The organism is Klebsiella sp. D5A (assembly GCF_001620885.1).
GTDB classification, from domain to species: Bacteria; Pseudomonadota; Gammaproteobacteria; order Enterobacterales; family Enterobacteriaceae; genus Klebsiella; species Klebsiella variicola.
This window is the reverse complement of record NZ_LOAR01000009.1, coordinates 1-19,482: the sequence shown is the minus strand read 5'-3', so window position 1 is coordinate 19,482 and position 19,482 is coordinate 1. Positions and strand designations below refer to the sequence as shown.

At 62.1% G+C, this 19,482-nt stretch carries 17 protein-coding genes; 12 read left to right on the top strand and 5 right to left on the bottom strand.

The features are described 5' to 3' along the window. Window positions 1–130 precede the first annotated feature (130 nt). The gene (locus AS136_RS14375) at window positions 131–850 is read right to left on the bottom strand and encodes a phosphodiester glycosidase family protein (protein ID WP_008805543.1); all 720 of its coding nucleotides are present in this window, start codon (window positions 848–850) and stop codon (window positions 131–133) included. Window positions 851–897: 47 nt separating this feature from the next. Beyond that, a complete protein-coding gene (locus AS136_RS14370; RefSeq protein WP_008805544.1) occupies window positions 898–2,013 on the bottom strand; it encodes a YbdK family carboxylate-amine ligase in 1,116 nt (371 codons plus the stop codon). Between the two features lie 325 nt (window positions 2,014–2,338). On the opposite strand from AS136_RS14370, the gene AS136_RS14365 reads away from it, so the two are divergent. From AS136_RS14365 to AS136_RS14340, 6 genes are all read left to right on the top strand, one after another. Continuing rightward, window positions 2,339–4,006, top strand: a complete 1,668-nt coding sequence (locus AS136_RS14365) for an ABC transporter substrate-binding protein (protein ID WP_023297185.1) — start codon at window positions 2,339–2,341, stop codon at window positions 4,004–4,006. Between the two features lie 18 nt (window positions 4,007–4,024). Then, complete coding sequence (locus tag AS136_RS14360) at window positions 4,025–4,978, top strand: ABC transporter permease (RefSeq protein ID WP_012968749.1); 954 nt, start codon at window positions 4,025–4,027, stop codon at window positions 4,976–4,978. Between the two features lie 2 nt (window positions 4,979–4,980). Continuing rightward, a complete protein-coding gene (locus AS136_RS14355; RefSeq protein ID WP_008805546.1) occupies window positions 4,981–5,874 on the top strand; it encodes an ABC transporter permease in 894 nt (297 codons plus the stop codon). Window positions 5,875–5,877: 3 nt separating this feature from the next. After that, window positions 5,878–6,915 (top strand): ABC transporter ATP-binding protein, encoded by a 1,038-nt coding sequence (locus tag AS136_RS14350; protein WP_004223507.1) that lies wholly within the window; start codon window positions 5,878–5,880, stop codon window positions 6,913–6,915. Further along, window positions 6,905–7,915, top strand: coding sequence for an ABC transporter ATP-binding protein (locus AS136_RS14345; protein ID WP_023322195.1), 1,011 nt, complete (start codon window positions 6,905–6,907; stop codon window positions 7,913–7,915). Before AS136_RS14350 ends, AS136_RS14345 begins: the two co-directional genes overlap by 11 nt. Window positions 7,916–8,012: 97 nt before the next feature. After that, entirely contained in the window at window positions 8,013–9,281 is a 1,269-nt protein-coding gene (locus AS136_RS14340) for a Zn-dependent hydrolase (protein ID WP_012542516.1), read from the top strand. Between the two features lie 103 nt (window positions 9,282–9,384). On the opposite strand, the gene AS136_RS14335 is transcribed toward AS136_RS14340, so the two are convergent. After that, a complete protein-coding gene (locus AS136_RS14335) occupies window positions 9,385–10,293 on the bottom strand; it encodes a DMT family transporter (protein WP_032738886.1) in 909 nt (302 codons plus the stop codon). Window positions 10,294–10,416: 123 nt separating this feature from the next. On the opposite strand from AS136_RS14335, the gene AS136_RS14330 reads away from it, so the two are divergent. Next, window positions 10,417–11,751 carry an aminotransferase-like domain-containing protein gene (locus AS136_RS14330; RefSeq protein ID WP_023322197.1) on the top strand — a complete coding sequence of 445 codons (1,335 nt, stop codon included), beginning with the start codon at window positions 10,417–10,419 and terminating at the stop codon, window positions 11,749–11,751. On the opposite strand, the gene pdxR is transcribed toward AS136_RS14330, so the two are convergent. Then, entirely contained in the window at window positions 11,748–13,211 is a 1,464-nt protein-coding gene (gene pdxR, locus AS136_RS14325) for a MocR-like pyridoxine biosynthesis transcription factor PdxR (protein ID WP_004176948.1), read from the bottom strand. The two genes, AS136_RS14330 and pdxR, sit on opposite strands and share 4 nt — an antisense overlap. A gap of 241 nt (window positions 13,212–13,452) precedes the next feature. Here pdxR and AS136_RS14320 point away from each other — a divergent pair, with 241 nt between their 5' ends. The 4 genes from AS136_RS14320 to AS136_RS14305 are packed head-to-tail and all read left to right on the top strand — an operon-like array spanning window position 13,453 to window position 16,427. After that, entirely contained in the window at window positions 13,453–14,304 is an 852-nt protein-coding gene (locus tag AS136_RS14320) for a transporter substrate-binding domain-containing protein (protein ID WP_002893184.1), read from the top strand. Between the two features lie 47 nt (window positions 14,305–14,351). Continuing rightward, the gene (locus AS136_RS14315) at window positions 14,352–14,993 is read left to right on the top strand and encodes an amino acid ABC transporter permease (protein ID WP_004142522.1); all 642 of its coding nucleotides are present in this window, start codon (window positions 14,352–14,354) and stop codon (window positions 14,991–14,993) included. A gap of 14 nt (window positions 14,994–15,007) precedes the next feature. Beyond that, the gene (locus tag AS136_RS14310) at window positions 15,008–15,673 is read left to right on the top strand and encodes an amino acid ABC transporter permease (protein ID WP_012968744.1); all 666 of its coding nucleotides are present in this window, start codon (window positions 15,008–15,010) and stop codon (window positions 15,671–15,673) included. Further along, on the top strand, window positions 15,666–16,427 hold the full coding sequence (locus tag AS136_RS14305; RefSeq protein WP_023322198.1) for an amino acid ABC transporter ATP-binding protein: 762 nt from the start codon (window positions 15,666–15,668) through the stop codon (window positions 16,425–16,427). Before AS136_RS14310 ends, AS136_RS14305 begins: the two co-directional genes overlap by 8 nt. 53 nt (window positions 16,428–16,480) lie before the next feature. On the opposite strand, the gene AS136_RS14300 is transcribed toward AS136_RS14305, so the two are convergent. Next, the gene (locus tag AS136_RS14300) at window positions 16,481–17,245 is read right to left on the bottom strand and encodes an SDR family NAD(P)-dependent oxidoreductase (protein WP_012968743.1); all 765 of its coding nucleotides are present in this window, start codon (window positions 17,243–17,245) and stop codon (window positions 16,481–16,483) included. Between the two features lie 180 nt (window positions 17,246–17,425). Between AS136_RS14300 and AS136_RS14295 the strand changes: the two genes are divergently transcribed. Further along, window positions 17,426–18,763: an aspartate aminotransferase family protein gene (locus AS136_RS14295; RefSeq protein WP_023322199.1), complete on the top strand. Its 1,338-nt coding sequence runs from the start codon at window positions 17,426–17,428 to the stop codon at window positions 18,761–18,763. Window positions 18,764–19,482: the final 719 nt, after the last annotated feature.

Genomic DNA, 19,482 nt, shown 5'->3' with positions numbered 1-19,482 from the left:
CTCCCTGTGGGAGAGGATTAGGGTGAGGGGGAATTTTCCGTTCACGTTGCGTTTGGCAGAAAAGGGTAGTCCTTCGCTGGTGAACGGGTAAGGACGGCGGGCACGGCGCCGCTTTTGTGCCGGGCGCCCGCTACTTCCTCTCCACCGTTATCATGGTCACGAACGGATGATACTGCCACGGCACGCTGCCGCCTTTGCGGTACATCTTCGACAGGGTGCCGTCGAGATAGAGCATCTGCCGCACCCCAAGCTTTGACTGCGCATAGCAGGCAAAATCATAGAAGTTGGTCTCGCGATCGCTGAGCATAAACACCACCCGGCCCTGCTTATCGATACCCACCCCGTTACGCAGCTTGCGCGAACTGGCTGAGGGCTTCAGCCGCCAGTTGATGACGCCATTCTCAATCAGCATCGGGCCGGACTGCACCGCATAACGGATGGCGGGAGAGGGTTTGTACGCCGGCAGCGGCACGATTTTCGCCCGGCCGTTCGCCACCAGGAACACGCCGCCGGGGCGGATAAAGAAGTTCCCGCCGCCGGCGGAACGGTTTACCGGCGTCAGCCGTTTGCCGTCTTCGATATACAGCCCCAGCGGCGCGTAGGCTTTATCGTAAATGCCGCCGTTCATCGCCATCTGCACCCGGCCGTCGCCATCAATACCCGCCAGCAGCGAACGCAGGGAACCCCAGGCTTTGCCGTGCCGATCCTGCCAGTACATCGCAATGCGCTCTTTCTGCGCATCCACCCGATAGCTCTGCAGGGTCAGCGTCGGGTCGGTGAGGGTACAGGCGGCGCTGGCGACGGCGGCCAGGGGCAGCAGCGCCAGGGGGAGCAGGCAACGTAATAACATGGGCAGTCCTTTCTATGGTCTGCGCCGAGTATACCCGCCTCGCTGCCTTATGCCGCCCAAATCTCACAGTGTTTTTGCACCAGGCCGGAAAGCGAACCGCCGTTGGCGATAAAGTCGCGCATCTGCTGCGCTTCGCTGTGCGGCGATTTCGCCTGGCGGACCACCGCTTCCAGCGCCGCCGTCGCCTTCAACTGATGGGCGAAGGGAGCCAGCCGGTCGGCGAGCTGCAGGATCTCCTGGCGGATGCTGCGCTGCTCTCCGCTGCGCACGTCGGTGAGGGTCCCGTCCAGCCCATAGCGGCACGCCTGATAGCGGTTAAAGGGGTACAGCAGATAATCATCAGGCTGGTGCTTAAAAGGGCGCTCCGTCAACAGCCAGCAGGCCAGGGTCTGTATAAAGCCGGCGATATGGATCGCCTGGGCGAGGGTCAGGGGAGTGTCCATCACCCGCACCTCGACGGTCCCAAACTGCGGGCTGGGGCGAATATCCCAGTGCAGATCCTTCATGCTGTCGATCATGCTGGTGTAGCTCAGCTGGCGGAACAGGCGACGAAACCCCTGCCAGTCTGCCACCCACGGCATCGGACCGTTGTCGGGATAGGAGGAGAAGCGGTTCAGGCGTGAACAGGCGAAACGGCTGTCGGTACTGTCAAACCACGGCGAGGCGGCATTAAGGGCGATGAAGTGCGGTACAAAGCGCGACAGGCCGTGCAGCAGATAGAGGGCGTCGTCGCCGCTCTGGCAGCCGACGTGCACATGCTGGCCAAAGACCGTGGCCTGCTGCGCCAGATAGCCAAAATGCTCGACGGTTTTAACATAGCGCGGATTGTCGCTGATTTGCTGACGCTGCCAGGCATGAAAGGGGTGCGAACCGCCGCCGCAGATCTGCAGATGATGGCGCAGCGCCGCGCGCTGAACCGCCTGCTGGATGGCGCTGAGCTGGGTTTGGGCATGGCTGATGTCGCGGCACACCCCGGTGGCGATCTCCAGCATGCTCTCGGTGATGTCATGTTTGGCTTCTCCCACGGTCAACTGATGCTGGACGTCGGCAATCAGCGTCGAGGCATCCTGGCTGAGGTCGTAACCCGGCGGGTTCACCACCTGCAGCTCCAGTTCGATACCGAGGGTAAAAGGATCGGAGCGGTGAAAATCGGCTAAAGGCATAGTCTCTCCCGGTCGATGTGTTCCCTGAAGTATAGAAGGGATTGATCCCGACGGAGAATACGCGGCGGCGGAGGACGGGGATGAATGAAAAGTGACGCAGAGTGATTATTTGAAATTTGCCATATAGCGGCTGGTGCAATTCTGCAACATATTTCCCGCTGGCGGTGCGGCGGAATAAGGCGCAATTATTTTCCCATAATTATCATGGTGATAATATAAGCCCTTCTTATTTTACCGGTCGGTTTTGGCCTATTTTCGTCCGCGTAAGAGCTGGTACGCATTTTGCCTGTTAATCCGTGACACTTTATTTAACAGGGATCATGTGATGCACAAAAAGACGTTATTTTCGCGTGCCGGTCGTCTCGCCGTGGCGGTGAGCGGCGCACTGGCCCTGGCGGGCGCCGCCTTACCTGCCAACGCCTCCACGCTGCGGATCGCCATGACCGCCGCGGATATTCCGTTAACCCTTGGCCAGCCGGATCAAGGCTATGAGGGCAACCGCTTTACCGGCATCCCGCTGTACGACGCGCTGGTGGAGTGGGATCTGTCGCAAGGTGAAAAGCCCAGCGGTCTGGTGCCGGGGCTGGCGACCGAGTGGCACATCGATCCGCAGAACACCAGCCGCTGGATTTTCACCTTGCGTCCGGGCGTCAGGTTCCATGACGGGACGGAGGTGAACGCCGACGCCATCGTCTGGAACGTGGATAAGGTGCTGAATAAAGCAGCGCCGCAGTACGCCCCGGGGCAGATCGGCAACACCCTGTCGCGCATGCCGACCCTCACCGGCGCAGAGAAAATTGACGACCACACTGTGGCGCTGACCACCTCGGAACCGGACGCGCTGCTGCCGTACAACATCACCAACCTGTTTATCGTCTCGCCGACGGCGTGGCAGAAGCAGTATGACGCGGTGCCGGCCAGCGCGGGAGATAGCGCCGCGCGCAGCAAACAGGCGTGGACCGCCTTCGCCGCCCACGCGGTGGGTAGCGGCCCGTTCAAACTGGAGAAGCTGGTGCCGCGTCAGCAGCTGATCCTCGATAAAAACCCCGACTACTGGAACAAAGATCGCATTCCCCGGGTGGATAAAGTGGTGCTGATCCCCTTGCCGGAGGCCAACGCCCGTACCGCGGCGCTGCTGTCGAAGCAGGTGGACTGGATTGAAGCCCCGGCGCCGGACGCCATCGATCAGATCAAGTCTCAGGGTTTTCACCTCTACGCCAATACCCAGCCGCACCTGTGGCCCTGGCAGTTCTCCTTTGAAAAAGGATCGCCGTGGCAGGACATCCGCGTGCGCAAAGCGGCCAACTTGTGTCTGAACCGCGCCGAGCTGAAGAGCTACCTTGGCGGCTACATGACCGAGGCCACCGGGGTTTATGAGGCTGACAGCCCGTGGCATGGCAAACCCACTTTCCAGATCAAATATGACCCGGATACCGCCCGCCAGCTAATGACCGAGGCCGGATACAGCGCCAGCAAACCGCTGCACGTCACGGTGGCCACCTCGGCCTCCGGCTCCGGGCAGATGCAGCCCTTGCCGATGAACGAGTATATCCAGCAGAGCCTGAAGAGCTGCTTCTTCAATGTGGATATCAAAGTGGTGGAATGGAACACCCTGTTTACCAACTGGCGCCTGGGCGCCCGGGACCCGTCGGCGAAAGGGATCGATGCGATCAACGTCAGCGCCGCGGTTAACGATCCTTACTTTGGCCTGATCCGCTTCTCGACCGCCAAAGCGTTTCCGCCGGTGGCGACCAACTGGGGTTACTTCTCCACTCCGGAGACGGAGAAGCTGGCCGCCGCCGTCAAGCACGCCTTTACCCCGGCGGAGATGAACCAAGCGGCCGGTGAGCTGCACGCCGCGCTGGTGGATCAGGTGCCATTCCTGTTTGTCGCCCACGACGTCGGGCCGCGTGCGATTTCCCCTGCGGTGACCGGGGTGGTGCAACCGCAGAGCTGGTTTATCGACCTCAGCCTGGTGAGCAAAAAAGAGTAATCGCGAAAGGGGCGACCGATGATCAATACGCTGCTATACCGCATTCTGCTGGCTATCCCCACCATGCTTGGGGTCGCGGTGATCTGTTTCATGCTGGTGCAGATCGCCCCGGGCGACCCGCTGGTGTCGGTGATGCCGCCGGACGCCTCGGAGGCGCTGCGTCAGACGTTAATGCAGGCTTACGGCTTTGATAAGCCGCTGCCCATGCAGTTTATCCACTGGCTGTGGCGGGCGCTGCACGGCGACCTTGGTATGTCGGTCGCCACCGGCCGCCCGGTGATAGACGAAGTGATGACCGCGGTGGCGTACTCCCTGCGCCTGGCGCTGCTGGCGACGGCGATCGGCTTCGTCCTCGGCAGCCTGTTCGGCTTTGTCGCCGGCTATTTTCGCAACAGCGTCATTGACCGTCTGGCCTCGGTGTTGTCGGTATTTGGCGTCAGCGTGCCGCACTACTGGCTGGGGATGCTGCTGGTGATCCTCTGCAGCGTTAAGTTCGCGCTGCTGCCGGCCACCGGCGGCGGGCCGATAGGCGAGGTGGGCTGGCAATGGGACTGGGCGCACCTGCAGTTCATGCTGCTGCCAGCCCTCACCTTGTCGGTGATCCCCACCGGGATTATCGCCCGCACCGTGCGCTCGCAGGTGGCCGATATCCTCAGCCAGGAGTTTATCGTTGGCCTGCGCGCTCGCGGGCTCAACGAGTCGCGCATCTTTGTCCACGTCATGAAAAATGCCGCGCCCACCGCGCTGGCGGTGATGGGGCTGCAGGTGGGCTATCTGATGGGCGGCTCGATCCTTGTGGAGACCGTTTTCTCCTGGCCGGGAACCGGATTGCTGCTCAATACCGCCATTTTTCAGCGCGACCTGCCCCTGCTGCAGGGCACCATCTGGGTGCTGGCGCTGTTTTTCGTGCTGCTCAACCTGCTGGTGGATATTCTGCAGACCACCCTCGACCCGCGTATTAAGAGGAGCTGACCATGGTGGATACGGCAACGACGAAAGCGGTTCCGGCCGCAGCGGCCCACGCTTCCCGGCAAGGTTACTGGCGCGGGGTATTGCGCCGCCTACTGCGCGACCCCGGCGGGGTGGTGGTGGGCGTGGTGATCCTCCTGCTGCTGGCCCTGGCGCTGTTCGGTCCGTGGCTTATCGTCAAAGATCCTTATCAAACGTCGATGTTCCTGCGCCTGAAACCCATCGGCAGCGACGGCTTCCCGCTGGGCTCGGATGAGCTGGGACGCGACATGCTGTCGCGGCTGATCCTTGGCACCCGACTTTCGCTGTTTATGGGAATTGTCCCGGTGGTGTTCGCCTTTTTTATCGGCGGGGCCATCGGGATTATCGCCGGCTATACGGGCGGCAAAACCAATACCGTGATTATGCGCACCGTGGATGTGTTCTATGCCTTTCCCTCCGTCCTGCTGGCGATTGCGCTGTCGGGAGCGCTGGGGGCGGGCATCGGCAATGCGCTGCTGTCGCTGACCCTCGTGTTTGTCCCGCAGGTGGCGCGGATTGCCGAGAGCGTGACCGCCCAGGTGCGACATATGGACTATATCGACGCCGCCCGGGCCACTGGCGCCAGCGCGTTGACCATTATCCGCGTCCAGGTGTTGGGCAACGTGCTCGGGCCGATCTTCGTCTTCTCCACCGGGCTGATTTCGGTGTGCATGATCCTCGCCTCCGGCCTGTCGTTTCTCGGCCTCGGCGTGCGGCCGCCGGAGCCCGAGTGGGGGCTGATGCTCAATACGCTGCGCACGGCAATCTATACCCAGCCGTGGGTGGCCGCCCTGCCGGGCCTGATGATTTTTATCACCTCCATTTCGTTCAATATCCTCGCGGACCGCCTGCGTGCGGCAATGGCGATTAAGGAGTAAGCGATGCAACCCTTTATCAATATCGACCTTGGCGGGCCGGCGCAGCCGCTGCTGAAGGTCAATCACTTGCTGAAGTACTTTCGCGGCGGCAAAGGCCGGGAGGTGGTGCAGGCGGTGGACGATATCAGCTTCACGGTGATGAAAGGCGAAACCCTGGGGGTGGTCGGCGAGTCGGGCTGCGGCAAATCGACCACTGCCCGGCTGCTGATGCAGTTGCTCACCCAGGACAGCGGCGAACTGATCTTCGACGGACAGGGGGTCGGCTCGTCGCGTCTGCCGCTGAAAGCCTACCGTCGCCAGGTGCAGATGGTCTTTCAGGATAGCTATGCTTCGCTCAATCCGCGCCTGACCATGGAGGAGAGCATCGCCTTCGGCCAGCGCGTCCATGGCGTCAGCGCCAGAGAGGCCAGCGAATATGCCCGCTATCTGCTGGCGCACGTTGGCCTTGAGCCGGCGCGCTTTGCCGACCGCTACCCGCATGCGCTCTCCGGCGGCCAGCGGCAGCGGGTGAATATCGCCCGCGCGCTGGCGATGAAGCCGCGGCTGGTGATCCTCGATGAGGCGGTGTCGGCGCTGGATAAATCGGTGGAAGCCCAGGTGCTGCAGCTGCTGCAGGAGCTGAAACGGACTCTCGAGCTGACCTACGTGTTCATCAGCCACGATCTGCACGTGGTTCGCTGGCTGTCGGATCGGATCCTCGTCATGTACCTTGGCGAAGTGGTGGAGATTGGCCCGGCGGAGCAGCTGTTTACCGCCTCCGCCCACCCCTATACCCGGGCGCTGTTAAGCTCGATGCCCTCCATGGACCCGGAAAACCGCACCCTGACCTCACCGCTGAGCGGCGATCCCCCCAGCCCCATCGCGCCGCCGAGCGGCTGCCGCTTTCACACCCGCTGCCCGCATGCGAAGGCGGTCTGCGCCGAGGTGAAACCGCGGCTGGAGGCGGTCGGGGAGGGGCACCAGAGCGCCTGCCTGATGGCGCAGCCGGCCTCGCCCTGGCATCAAAGCATCCCCCTTAAGGAGGTCAGCCATGTCGGATAACGCCTTTGTCCATGTGCACGACCTGCGGGTCGTCTTTCGCCGCGACGGACAGACCATCAACGCGGTCAATGGAGTCTCCTTTGACGTACAAAAGGGGGAGGTGATGGCGCTGATTGGCGAGTCGGGTTCCGGCAAGAGCGTGACCCTGCGGGCGCTGATGCGCCTGCACCCGCCAGGGAGCAGTGAGCTCTCCGGCACCCTGCAGGTGGGGGACGACGAGGTGCTGACGATGAGCACAAGTCAGCTGCGGCGCTATCGCGGCGGACGCTGCGCGATGATTTTTCAGGAGCCGCTGCTGGCCTTCGATCCGGTCTACACCGTCGGGCAGCAGATTATTGAAGGGCTGCGCCGCCACGAAGGGCTGTCGCGCCAGGCGGCCCGGGACAGGGCGCTGGAGGCCCTGCGCCAGGTGCGTATTCCCAGCCCCGAGCGGCGACTGGATGCTTACCCGCACGAGATGTCCGGCGGGATGCGCCAGCGGGCGATGATCGCCCTTGCGCTCTCCTGTAACCCGCAGCTGCTGCTGGCGGATGAGCCGACCACCGCCCTCGACGCCACGGTGCAAATCCAGATCCTGATCCTGCTGCGCGAGCAGCAAAAGCAGCGCGGGCTGTCGATCGTGTTTGTGACCCACGATATCGGCGCCGCGGTGGAGATCGCCGACCGGGTGGCGGTGATGTACGCCGGGCGGATCGTCGAGGAAGCGTCGATGAGCGAGATCCTGCGCCACCCGCGCCATCCTTATACCCAGGTGCTGCTGGGCAGTCGGCCGAAAGAGGGGCTTAAGAAAGGTGATGCCCTGCACTGCATTCCCGGCGCGCCGCCGGATCTGGCGCGCTTGCCGCCCGGCTGCGCCTTTGCCGAGCGCTGCCCGCACCGTCGCCCGGTCTGTGAGCAGAGTCTGCCGCCGACGGAATCCGTCGCGGAACGCCACGCGGTGAGTTGCCACCGCTGGCGCGAGCTGGCGATTGACGCTAACGCCCAGGCCCTGGCCGTCTGATCGGCGGCAAAAAACCATACAGGATGAAGACCAGGCGTTGATAGCGCATTCCCACCGCCGGTTATGCTGGCGGCGACCTTGATGTCAGGAGACTACCATGAGCAGTGATGTACTTTTTACCCCCGCGACCGACACCACCGGCTGGCGCATCAATGGCGACCGCCTGTGGGCGTCGTTAATGGATCTCGCGCAGATCGGCGCCACGCCGAAGGGCGGCTGCCGCCGTCTGACCCTCACCGACCTCGACCGCCAGGGGCGGGACAAGGTAATAGGCTGGGCGCGGGAGGCCGGGATGAGCGTCACCATCGATAAAATCGGCAATGTGTTTATGCGCCGGGAAGGCCGCAACCCCGGCCTGCCGCCCATCGTCTCCGGCAGCCATATTGACACTCAGCCCACCGGCGGCAAATTTGATGGCAACTACGGCGTGCTGGCGGCGCTGGAGGTGGTGCGCACGCTCAACGATCTGCAGATTGACACCGACGCGCCGATTGAGGTGGTGTTCTGGACCAACGAAGAGGGGTCGCGCTTTGTGCCGGTGATGATGGGCTCCGGGGTCTTTGCCGGCGTCTTCCCGCTGGAAGAGACCTGGGCCGTCACGGATAAAGAGGGTGTCAGCGTCGGCGAGGCGCTGGCGCAGATCGGCTATATCGGCGAGCAGACCCCGGGGGAGCATCCCATCGGCGCCTATTTTGAGGCGCACATTGAGCAGGGGCCGATTCTCGAAGATGAAGCGAAAACCATCGGTATCGTGCAGGGCGTGCTGGGGATCCGCTGGTACGACTGCGTGGTCACCGGCCAGGCCTCGCACGCCGGACCCACGCCGATGCGCCTGCGTCAGGATGCCCTGCAGGTGGCGACCCGCATTATGCAGGAAGTGGTGGCCATTGCCGGGCGCAGCGAAGAGGGACGCGGCACCGTCGGCAGCGTGCAGGTGTGGCCCAACAGCCGCAACGTGGTGCCCGGGGAGGTCACCTTCTCCATTGATATGCGCAATCTCAGCGATGCGCTGGTGGACGAGATGGATCGCCAGCTGCGGGCGTTTATCGCGGAGGTTGAGCGGGAGAGCGGTCTGCAGGTGGCCCTGAAGCAGGTAAGCCACTATCCGGCGGCGCCGTTCGATGCTGAATGCCAGCAGGCCATTGCCGATGCCGCGCAGCGGCTGGGCTATCCGGCGCGGCCGATCGTCTCCGGCGCCGGGCATGACGCAGTGTATATGAGCTACCTGGCGCCCACCGGGATGATTTTTATCCCCTGCAAGGACGGGATCAGCCATAACGAAATTGAGTATGCCTCGCCGGAGCACGTCGCCGCCGGGGCCAACGTGCTGCTGCAGGTGATGCTTCAGTACGCGCGGCCGGTGTAGACGGTCGTCCTCCCCGGCGGCGCGTCCTCCAGCCGTTTATCATGCTGTCACCCGGGTAAGGCGGTTACACCGCCGCGACCCGGGACGGCGGATGACGGGGCGGTCAATCACGGCTCCCGCTCCCTGCGCTAACCCGCTGGCGGCCAAATTTGCGCGAGCCCACCACGCACAGCACCACGCCCAGCGTAACCGCCAGCATCAAGGGGCTGACGGTTTCGTGCAACAGCGCCGCCGACAGGCCAAGCCCGAAGAACGGCTGCAATAGCTGGAGCTGGCCGACGGCGGCGATCCCGCCCGCGGCCAGCCCTTTGTACCAGAAGATGAAACCGATCAGCATGCTGAAGAGCGACACATAGCCGAGCGCCGCCCAGGAGGAGGCCGAGATGGCATGCCAGGACGCGGGCTGAACCATCAGCGAGGCGGGGAGCATCAACGGCAGGGCTATCACCAGCGCCCAGCAGATCACCTGCCAGCCGCCGAGCTCCCGCGTCAGCTTTGCCCCTTCCGCATAGCCGAGGCCGCAGGCGATAACCGCCGCCAGCATCAGCAGATCGCCGCTGAGTGAGGCCGCCGCACTTTGCGTCAGGGCGAATCCCACCACAAGCAGGCTGCCCAGCAGCGAAAAGATCCAGAAAGCCCGCCGCGGGCGTTCGCCGCCGCGCAGTACGCCGAAGAGGGCGGTCATCAGCGGCAGCAGGCCAATAAACACAATCGAATGCGCCGAGGTGATGTGCTGCAGGGCCAGCGCCGTGAGCAGAGGAAAGCCGATCACCACCCCTGATGAGACGATGATCAAGGGCACAAGCTGCGCCAGGCGCGGGCGTTTCTGGCAAAAGCCGACCAGCAGCGCGACGGCAAGCAGCCCGGCGATGGAGGCGCGCAGAAAGGTCAATAAGAACGGATCCATATCCTGCACCGCCAGTCGCGTCGCGGGCAGCGACCCGCTAAAAATAATCACCCCCAGTAAACCATGAAGCCATCCGGACCAGGGACCGGGCACCGATTTATCCAGTGTTGAATCTACCACGTTAACCTCGCGTTATCAGATGTGCTGTGCCCGCTTGAGCATCGTCTGTGGCGATGGTAATGTGCCCAATCTAATACAATCAAATTATTGTCATAGATACATTTCACGATGAAAGCCCGATATAAAGCCGTTGTCGACCGATATGCCCAGGCGATCCGCAGCGGGCAGCTGCCCGCAGGCAGCCGTCTGCCGACGCACCGTACCCTTGCCGCCGGAGAACGCCTCTCGCTGGCCACCGCCACGCGCGTCTACCGTGAACTGGAAGAGATGGGGTTGGTCAGCGGCGAAACCGGCCGCGGCACCTTCGTGCGCGACCTCTCGCTGCCGCCGGGGCACGGGGTCGATCAGCAGGTGGTGGCCGCCGATGTCGTGGATCTCAATTTCAACTACCCTTCGCTGCCGGAGCAGGGCGATGCGCTGCGCGAGGCGCTCAGGCAGCTGGCGATGGCGGGCGATATTGACTCGCATCTGCGCTATCAGCCTCATGCCGGGCGGCTCGCCGAGCGCGAAATTATCGCCCGCCATTTGACCTGCCAGCACTTTACGCCGGATGCGGAAAATGTCCTGATCGTCAACGGCGCACAGCACGGGCTGGCGGTGACCGTCATGGGGCTGTTACGTCCGGGGGATGTGGTGGCGGTGGATGCGCTGACCTATTCGGGCTTCAAGGTTCTGGCGGCGCTGTATCATCTGGAGCTGGCGGCGATCCCCTGTCGACCGGAGGGGCCGGACCTGCAGGCGCTTCATACGCTGTGCCAGCAGCGGCGGGTGCGGGCGGTGTATACCATGCCGACGCTGCACAATCCGCTGGGCTGGGTGCTCAACACCGGGCAGCGGCAGGCGCTGGCCGATCTTGCGCGCCAGCACGATCTGCTGATTATTGAAGATGCCGCCTACGCCCGGCTGGTGAGCCGTCCGCCGCCGCCGGTGATCAGCTATGCGCCGGAAAGAACGGTGTATGTCACCGGTTTTTCAAAAAATATCGCCACCGGGCTGCGCGTGGGGGTGGTGATTTCTCCGCCGCGCTACCGGCCGGAGATTGAGCGCGCCATCCGCGCCACGACGTGGAATACGCCGACGCTGATAAGTTCGCTGATCTGCGCCTGGATTGAAGATGGCACGGTGGCACGCTTTGAAATGCAGAAACGACAGGATGCGCGACAGCGGCAGCAGGTGGCCCGCGAGGTGCTTTGTGGGCTTCCCGTCGTCAGTCATCCCGATTCGTACTTTGTCTGGCTGCCTCTGGGTGAAGAGAGCCGGGCCGATCGACTGGCGAATGCGCTGATGGAACGCCGTATTTCGGTGTCGACCGCCGAGCCGTTCTGCGTCTCCGCCACGATCCCGCAGGCGCTGCGCATTGCGCTCGGATCGGTGCCTTTCGACAGTCTGCGCCCGGCGCTGCTCAGCGTGCGCGACGCCGTTGAGTATGAACAATACCGCTAACCCATCTGCTCCAGCTGGCCGCGCAGGACCTCCACCCCCTGGGCGATGGCGTCAGGGTTAATGGCGTGGAATCCCATGCGAAAGTAGTTATCCGGCGGCGCGGCGCTGAGAAAATGGCGCGCCCCGGGCTCAATCAGCACGCCGGCGTGGGCGGCGCGCCAGGTGAGCTGCTGGGTGTTGATCTGCGCCGGGGTCTGCAGCCAGAAGGCGTTAGCATGTTCGCTCCCCGCCAGCGCGCGACACGACGGCAGATAGCGCTGCAGGGCGGCGTGCAGGCGCTCCCAGCGCTGGGCGGAGTCGTAGTGGTAGCGCCGCAGATGGGTTTCATAATGGCCCTGGGCAAGGAAGTGGGCCATCTGGTACTGAATGTTGGTCGGCGGATGGCGATAGACCAGCCGGCGCAGGGCGCGCGCCTCGTCGATCAGGTCCGGGTCGGCGACCATAAACCCCAACCGCAGCCCCGGTGACAGCGCTTTTGACAGGCTGCTGACATACACCACCCGGCCGCTGCGATCGCTGGCCTTCAGCGCCGGCAGTGGGTTGAGGGTAAAGTTACTCTCCGAGTCATAATCATCTTCAATAATGACTGCGTCATGGCGGGCGGCATGCTCCAGCAGCTGGCGACGCCGCGCACTGCTCATGGTCACCCCGGTGGGCACCTGATGGCCGGGGGTGACATAGTAGTAATCGCAGGGACGCTCATTAAGCACGATCCCCTCTTCATCCACCGGGTGCGGCACCACCTCGGCGTCGGCGAGCAGAAAGGTGTTGATGGCTTCGCGAAAGCAGGGGTTTTCGACGCCAATGCGGGTGGTGGAAGAGAGCAGCAGTCGGGTCAGCAGGTAGAGCGCATTTTGCGAGCCAAGGGTGATGAGAATTTCATCCGGCGCGGCGACAATGCCGCGCTTGGGCAGCACCCGGGTGCGGATCTGCTCGATCAGCATCGGCACATCCTGGTCAATATGGTCGATGACCCACGCCGGGTCGCGCACCCCGCCGTGCAGCCAGTTCGCCGCCGAGCGCCAGGTGGCCAGCGGGAACTGCCGGGTATCGGGCTGGCCGTAGATAAACGGGTAGCGGTAGTGCATCCAGCCCGCCGGTTTGAGGATCGACTCCTGCTGGCTGGGGGTCATCTGCAGCCGGTCGCCCCAGCGTGGTGCAGCGGCTTCGCGCTGCGGTGCACTCTCGACGGCGGCAGGCGAAGCTTCATGATAGTCGGGATGCAGGTAGTAACCGCTTCGTGGGCGGCTAATCAGGTAGCCCTCGTTGACCAGACTTTCAAACACCAGCGCGGTGGTGTTGCGCGAGACGCGAAGCTGGCTGGCCAGCTGGCGACAGGAGGGCAGCGGGGTGTCGGCGGCGAAGATCCCGCTGAGAATGGCATTCACCAGCGTCTCTCGCACCTGTTCCTGCAAACCGCGGCCAGGCTGAAAATCAACGTGTAACAGGTGACGGATCATACGGGGCTCCTCTGGCAATAACGCATTGCGACCACCCGTTACACTCAGCAAATTCCATACCACCCTGCCGCCATCTGACACAGCGATGCGGCCCATCTGGCTCTATACGGAATTGAAAAACGCTCCCACATTAAAAACGTATTCAGCCGCCGTGGACCGGAACGTCCCCGGCCACTATTTTGCAGAAACCTTTTCGCGTTCTGGAATGAACCCGTCTGGCCAATCCATCAGGGGTGAAATAATGAAAAAATCATTGGCATCAATGTGTCTGAGCGCTGTATTAACGGTCGCTTTTTCTTATCACGCCGTCGCGGCCGATCTTCCGGAAATAGAAAAATCCGGCACCTTGAAAGTGGCGACGGAAGATGATTATGCGCCGTTTAACTTTATGAATAATGGCCAGGCCGATGGCTTTAACAAAGATATGCTTGAGGAATTACGTAAGTACGCCAAATTCCATGTCGACCAGAGCATATTACCGTGGACCGGATTATTAGCGGCCGTCTCCACCGGGCAATACGATATGGCCTTAACCGGGGCGGTTATTACCGATGAGCGGCTGAAGGTTTTTGATTTCACCCCACCGTGGGCCTCCGCGCAGCACTATTTCGTCAAACGCGCTGGTGATACTTCGTTAAATACGATTGCCGATCTCAGCGGCAAAAAAGTGGGGTTACAGGCCGGGAGCGCGCTGCTGGCGCGTTTGCCGGAGCTGAAGGCGATGCTGGAGAAGACCGGCGGCAAGCTGGGACCGGTGGTGGAGTATCCCTCCTATCCGGAAGCTTACGCCGACCTGGCGAATAAGCGACTGGATTACGTGATTAACGTGGTGATCTCGGTAAACGACCTGGCGAAAGCCAAACCGAAGGTCTTCGCCAAAGGGCTGGCCGTCTCCGGACCGGGCTATATGGCGTGGCCGATCCCGAAAAACTCGCCGCAGCTGCTGGCCTATATGACCAAGTTTATGAACCACATGAAGGAGACCGGCAAGCTCGCCGAGCTGCAGAAAAAATGGTTTGGCGAAACCTATGACAACCTGCCGACCGAGGCGATCACCAGCCCGGAACAGTTTCACAAACTCGCCGGACTGTAATATTCCGCGGCGGGCGACCGCCGCCTGTTGCTGAGAAGGAGGGCCTCATGGATGCAATTTCCTGGCAGTTATTAATCGAAGGCGCATGGACGACCCTCTGGATTTCGGCCATCGCTATTGCCTTCGGGGTGGTGGCGGGCCTGCTGATCGCCCTGGTACGGATGCTGCGCCTGCCGGTGATCGACCAGCTGCTGGTGGTCTATATCAGTCTGGCCCGCGCAACGCCGCTGGTGACGCTGGTGCTGTTTCTGTTCCTTTCCCTGCCGACGATGGGCATTAACCTCGACAAGAACGTGGCCGCCATCGTGGCGTTGACGCTTAACACGTCGGCGTTTAACGCTGAGATCTGGCGCAACGCCTTCCGCACTTTTCCGCGCGAACAGCGGGAGGCGGCGGAGTCGGTGGGAATGCGCCGCTGGACCTACTTCCGCTACATCATGCTGCCGCAGATGTGGATCGAGAGCCTGCCGGCGCTGGTCAATGAGATGTCCTTTTTGATCAAAGGTAGCCCGGCCATCGCCGTGATTGGCGTGGTGGATCTCACCCGGGTCACCAACCGTATCTCCTCGGTCACCTACGAGCCGCTGTCGCCGATCCTCGCCGCCGGCCTGCTGTATGTGGTGATCATCGGCTGTTTGTTGAAGCTGCAGGGTATCGCGGAACGTAAAGCCAGGCGTCTGGCGCGCTAGGAACGGGAGGCATTATGAATCAGTGGGGCGTTATCTGGTCGGTTCGCGATAGCTTTATTGCCGGGTTATTCGCGACCCTCGAACTGTTTATTACCGCCGCCCTGGCGGCGCTGATTATCGGTATTGCGCTGTGTTATTTTAGCGAATATCAAAAGAAAGTGATTAACCGGATTATTATTGGTTTCGTCAGCCTGATGCGTGCGATCCCTTTTTTGATCCTCGCTTATCTTCTGTATTACGGGCTGCCGCAGCTCGGTATTAGCATGGAGCCGTGGACCGCCGGTTTACTGGCCCTGATTATTTATCATGGCGCCTATTTCTTTGAAATATTGCGCAGCCAGCGGCGGGTATTTTCCGGCGGATATATTGAAGCGGCGATTGCTCAGGGCTTTTCGCGCTATGCCATTTTTCGGCGAATTATTTTACCCAATATCATCTCTTCCGCCTTACCGCTGATCGGCAATCAGCTGATTATTTGCCTGAAGGACACCGCTTTCCTGAGCATTATTACCGTTCAGGAGATCACCGCCGCCGCCAACAGCGTCCAGGCGACCTATTTTATTCCGTTTAACGCCTTTATCGTCGCCATTGGGCTTTACTGGGCGATCAGCATTCTGCTGGAGCTGCTGATTAAGCGCCTGACCGCCTGGGGAGCCAAAAGAGGAATGAGCCATGCCTGAGTCTATTGCCGTAAGCGTCAAAAACGTCTCCAAACAGTTCGATAATGTGGAAGTCCTGCGGGATATTAACCTGACGGTGGAGAAGGGGACCGTGGTGAGTATTCTCGGCTCGTCCGGGTCGGGAAAATCCACACTGCTGCGCTGTATGAACTGGCTGGAACAGCCGGACCGCGGTGAAATTCATATCGGCGGTCAGCGACTGGGGATTGATGAACAGCGCGGCCGGGCGATGTCGTACCGCCAGCTGGCCAAAATTCGCGAGCGGGTGGGGATGGTCTTTCAGAGTTTTAACCTGTGGCCGCATCTGACCGTTCAGCAAAACGTCAGCGAGGCGCTGCTGCACGTTAAGGGCATGAAACGAGACGAGGCGAAGGCCATTGCCATGCAGCAACTGGAGAAAGTGGGCATGGCGCACAAAGCCGATGTTTACCCGATCACCCTCTCCGGCGGGCAGAAGCAGCGGGTGGCGATCGCCCGTTCGCTGGCGATGTCGCCCGAAGTTATTCTCTTCGATGAACCGACGTCGGCGCTGGATCCGGAGCTGGTTAATGAGGTGTTGGGGGTAATGAAAGCCCTCGCCGCCGAGGGTTACACCATGGTGGTGGTGACGCACGAGATGGATTTTGCCCGCCAGGTGTCCAACGAGGTGGTGTTTCTGGAGAAGGGGCTGCTGATTGAGAAGGCGCCGCCGGAGAAGTTCTTCACTCAGCCTGACTCTGAACGCGTCAGGCAGTTTCTGCAAAGCAGCCGTTAGTCCGGCTTGCATCCCTTGCCGACAGCGCCGGCAAGGGATGCGTCGGGTTTCGCTTAATCCCGATCGATGGCGAACGGCTGCCACGCCTGGCGCACCGGCATCACCTCCACCCGGTTAATGTTCATATGCGCCGGCAACGTGGCGATATAAAACATCTGCTCGGCGATATCGCGCGCGCTCAGTGGCGTGGTGCCGCGATAGAGCTTATCCGATGCCGCCTGGTCGCCTTTGGTACGCACCAGGGTAAATTCGGTCTCGGCAATCCCCGGCGCCAGATCGGTGACCCGCACGCCGGTGCCAAGCAGATCGCAGCGCAGGTTATAGCTGAACTGCTTCACAAACGCCTTGCTGGCGCCATACACATGGCTGCCGGGATAGGGCCACTGCCCGGCGATCGAGCCGATATTGATAATACTCGCCCCGGCGCCATGGCGTATCAGCGTCGGCAGCAGGGCGTGGGTCATCGTCACCAGACCGGTGACGTTGGTGTCGATCATCGTTTTCCAGTCCTCCAGCGCCACCTCCTGCGCCGGCAGTGGCGACAGCGCCAGCCCGGCGTTGTTGATCAGGGTGGTGACATCGGCGAAGGGGGCGGGGAGCGACGCCACGGCGGCAGCCACCGCCTCGCTGTCACGAACGTCAAGCTCAATAATATGCACCGGCACCTGGGCGGCGAGTCTGTCCTGCAAGGCCTTCAGTCGCGGATAGCGGCGCCCGGTCAGCACCAGCGACCAGCCCGCGTCGGCAAACACCTGCGCTGCCGCTTCGCCAAAACCCGAGGTCGCCCCGGTGATAAACACTACGTTGCTCGTTGCCATGTCATTCTCCTGTGCGGTTGTCCCTCCACTATAAAAACGCTGGACGGCAAGGCACAGGGCCAGACGGCGGACGCGGATGTGACACCGTGTCACATCGTTTTTCGCGCACTGGCTCTATCCGTTTTGCGTTGCCGCGGCCAATGATGAAGCCAACCACAACGACATGAGAGAGGGCAGGGTATGAAGCTGGCACTACAGAACGAGGTCGCGGTAAGCAATGATGAAGTTCGGCAGCTGGATCGCGCTTATGTGTTTCATTCATGGTCGATGCAGGGCAATCTCCATCCGCTGGTGATTGCCGGGGCGCAAGGCTGCGAGCTATGGGATTACGAGGGGAATACCTGGCTCGATTTCAGCAGCCAGCTGGTGAACGTCAACATTGGCTATCAGCACCCCCGGGTACTGGCGGCCATGAAGGCGCAGCTGGAGACCCTGGTCACCATCGCGCCCGCCACCGCCAACCTTGCCCGCGGCGAAGCGGCGAAGCGCATCGTCGACCTGGCGCCGGCGGGCTTCAGCAAGGTGTTCTTCACCAACGCTGGGGCAGATGCCAATGAGAACGCGATTCGCATGGCGCGGCTCTATACCGGGCGCGACAAGGTGCTGTCGGCCTATCGTTCCTATCATGGCAACACCGGCAGCGCGATCGCCGCCACCGGCGACTGGCGCCGGGTGCCGAATGAGTTCTCCCGCGGCCATGTGCACTTCTTCAACCCCTACCTTTACCGCAGCGAGTTCAACGCCGCGACCGAGGAAGAGGAGTGTCAGCGCGCGCTGGCGCATCTGCGGCGGATCATCGAATGCGAGGGGCCGACGGCCATCGCGGCGATCCTGCTGGAGTCCATCCCCGGCACCGCCGGGATCCTCGTGCCGCCGGCAGGCTATATGCAGGGTGTGCGCGCCCTGGCCGACGAGTTTGGCATCGTGCTGATCTTCGATGAGGTGATGGCCGGCTTTGGCCGTACCGGCAGCTGGTTCGCCTTCGAGCAGGATGGCGTGGTGCCGGATCTGGTGACCTTTGCCAAAGGGGTTAACGCGGGCTACGTGCCGGCGGGCGGGGTGCTGATTAGCGAGCCGATTGCCCGCTATTTTGACGACCACTTTTTTGCCGGCGGGCTGACCTACTCCGGCCATCCGCTGGCGATGGCGGCGATTGTCGCCACCATCGACGCGATGAAAGAGGAGAAGGTGATTGAGAACGCGGCCTATATCGGCAACGAGGTGCTGCGCCCCGGTCTCGAGGCGCTGGCGGAGAAGCACGCCATTATCGGCGAGGTGCGTGGTCGCGGCCTGTTCCAGGCGCTGGAGCTGGTGAGCAGCCGTGAACAAAAAACGCCGCTGACTGCCGCCGACATGGCCGCGATCAAAGGGGCCTTAACCGAGGCCGGGCTGTTGGCCTTTGTGGTGGAGAACCGCATTCACGTGGTGCCGCCGTGCACCATTACTGCTGAGCAGGTGGCGCAAGGGCTGGCGATTTTTGATGCGGTCTTTGCTCGCTTTGCCAGCCTGGCGAAGTAGGGGAGTGGCATCGGATAACGTTACCTGGCAGTGTGCTTGCACGGGCCTAAACGCCAGCCGGACGATTCCCTCTCCCTTCGGGAGAGGGCCAGGGTGAGGGGAAGCACTGCAGTGTGGTTGTTTATGTTATCTGTGGCTTCAGCGTAGTTTGCGCTCCCGGTTAATCGTCTGCGTTATGTCACTCATGGCGCAGGGAGCGCACAGGGGGCGGCCAGTCGCCGCCGCTCCCTGTGCGCCCGGGCTCCGGCCAGCAACATCGCCGCTGCGCGGTGCCTTCGACTTATCCCTGCAGGCTTCGGGTCGGGCCGAGGCAGCGTCCCTGCAAAACACGGCCCTCAGCCCGCATCCATGCGGGCTGCCCCGGCCTGCCGGGAACGTCTCAGCGATGTTGAGGCCGCCAGCATCGGCAGTTTCAGCAGCCCCAGGACCCGCGGTGATTTGGGTTTGTAGGCCGGGTAAGGCGTACGCCGCCACCCGGCGAAATCAAGGATACCGTGCCTGATATCTTGCCCGGCGGCGCTGCGCTTGCACGGGCCTACGGGGTGTGAGCCTGTCAGTGGATCCTGTAGGTCGGGTAAGGCGCAGCCGCCACCCGGCAACACCACGGGTACCGTGCCTGATTATTGCCCGGCGGCGCTGCGCTTGCATGGGCCTAAACGCCAGCCGGACAGTTCCCTCTCCCTCCGGGAGAGGGCCAGGGTGAGGGGAAGCACTGCAGT

Coding starts and splice junctions, on each gene's coding strand:
- AS136_RS14305 (WP_023322198.1), top strand. CDS start 15,666: ATGCCTGAGTCTATTGCCGTAAGCGTCAAAAACGTCTCCAAACAGTTC.
- AS136_RS14330 (WP_023322197.1), top strand. CDS start 10,417: ATGAAAGCCCGATATAAAGCCGTTGTCGACCGATATGCCCAGGCGATC.
- AS136_RS14370 (WP_008805544.1), bottom strand. CDS start 2,013: ATGCCTTTAGCCGATTTTCACCGCTCCGATCCTTTTACCCTCGGTATC.
- AS136_RS14345 (WP_023322195.1), top strand. CDS start 6,905: ATGTCGGATAACGCCTTTGTCCATGTGCACGACCTGCGGGTCGTCTTT.
- AS136_RS14310 (WP_012968744.1), top strand. CDS start 15,008: ATGAATCAGTGGGGCGTTATCTGGTCGGTTCGCGATAGCTTTATTGCC.
- AS136_RS14375 (WP_008805543.1), bottom strand. CDS start 850: ATGTTATTACGTTGCCTGCTCCCCCTGGCGCTGCTGCCCCTGGCCGCC.
- AS136_RS14355 (WP_008805546.1), top strand. CDS start 4,981: ATGGTGGATACGGCAACGACGAAAGCGGTTCCGGCCGCAGCGGCCCAC.
- AS136_RS14365 (WP_023297185.1), top strand. CDS start 2,339: ATGCACAAAAAGACGTTATTTTCGCGTGCCGGTCGTCTCGCCGTGGCG.
- AS136_RS14340 (WP_012542516.1), top strand. CDS start 8,013: ATGAGCAGTGATGTACTTTTTACCCCCGCGACCGACACCACCGGCTGG.
- AS136_RS14360 (WP_012968749.1), top strand. CDS start 4,025: ATGATCAATACGCTGCTATACCGCATTCTGCTGGCTATCCCCACCATG.
- AS136_RS14295 (WP_023322199.1), top strand. CDS start 17,426: ATGAAGCTGGCACTACAGAACGAGGTCGCGGTAAGCAATGATGAAGTT.
- AS136_RS14315 (WP_004142522.1), top strand. CDS start 14,352: ATGGATGCAATTTCCTGGCAGTTATTAATCGAAGGCGCATGGACGACC.
- pdxR (WP_004176948.1), bottom strand. CDS start 13,211: ATGATCCGTCACCTGTTACACGTTGATTTTCAGCCTGGCCGCGGTTTG.
- AS136_RS14350 (WP_004223507.1), top strand. CDS start 5,878: ATGCAACCCTTTATCAATATCGACCTTGGCGGGCCGGCGCAGCCGCTG.
- AS136_RS14320 (WP_002893184.1), top strand. CDS start 13,453: ATGAAAAAATCATTGGCATCAATGTGTCTGAGCGCTGTATTAACGGTC.
- AS136_RS14300 (WP_012968743.1), bottom strand. CDS start 17,245: ATGGCAACGAGCAACGTAGTGTTTATCACCGGGGCGACCTCGGGTTTT.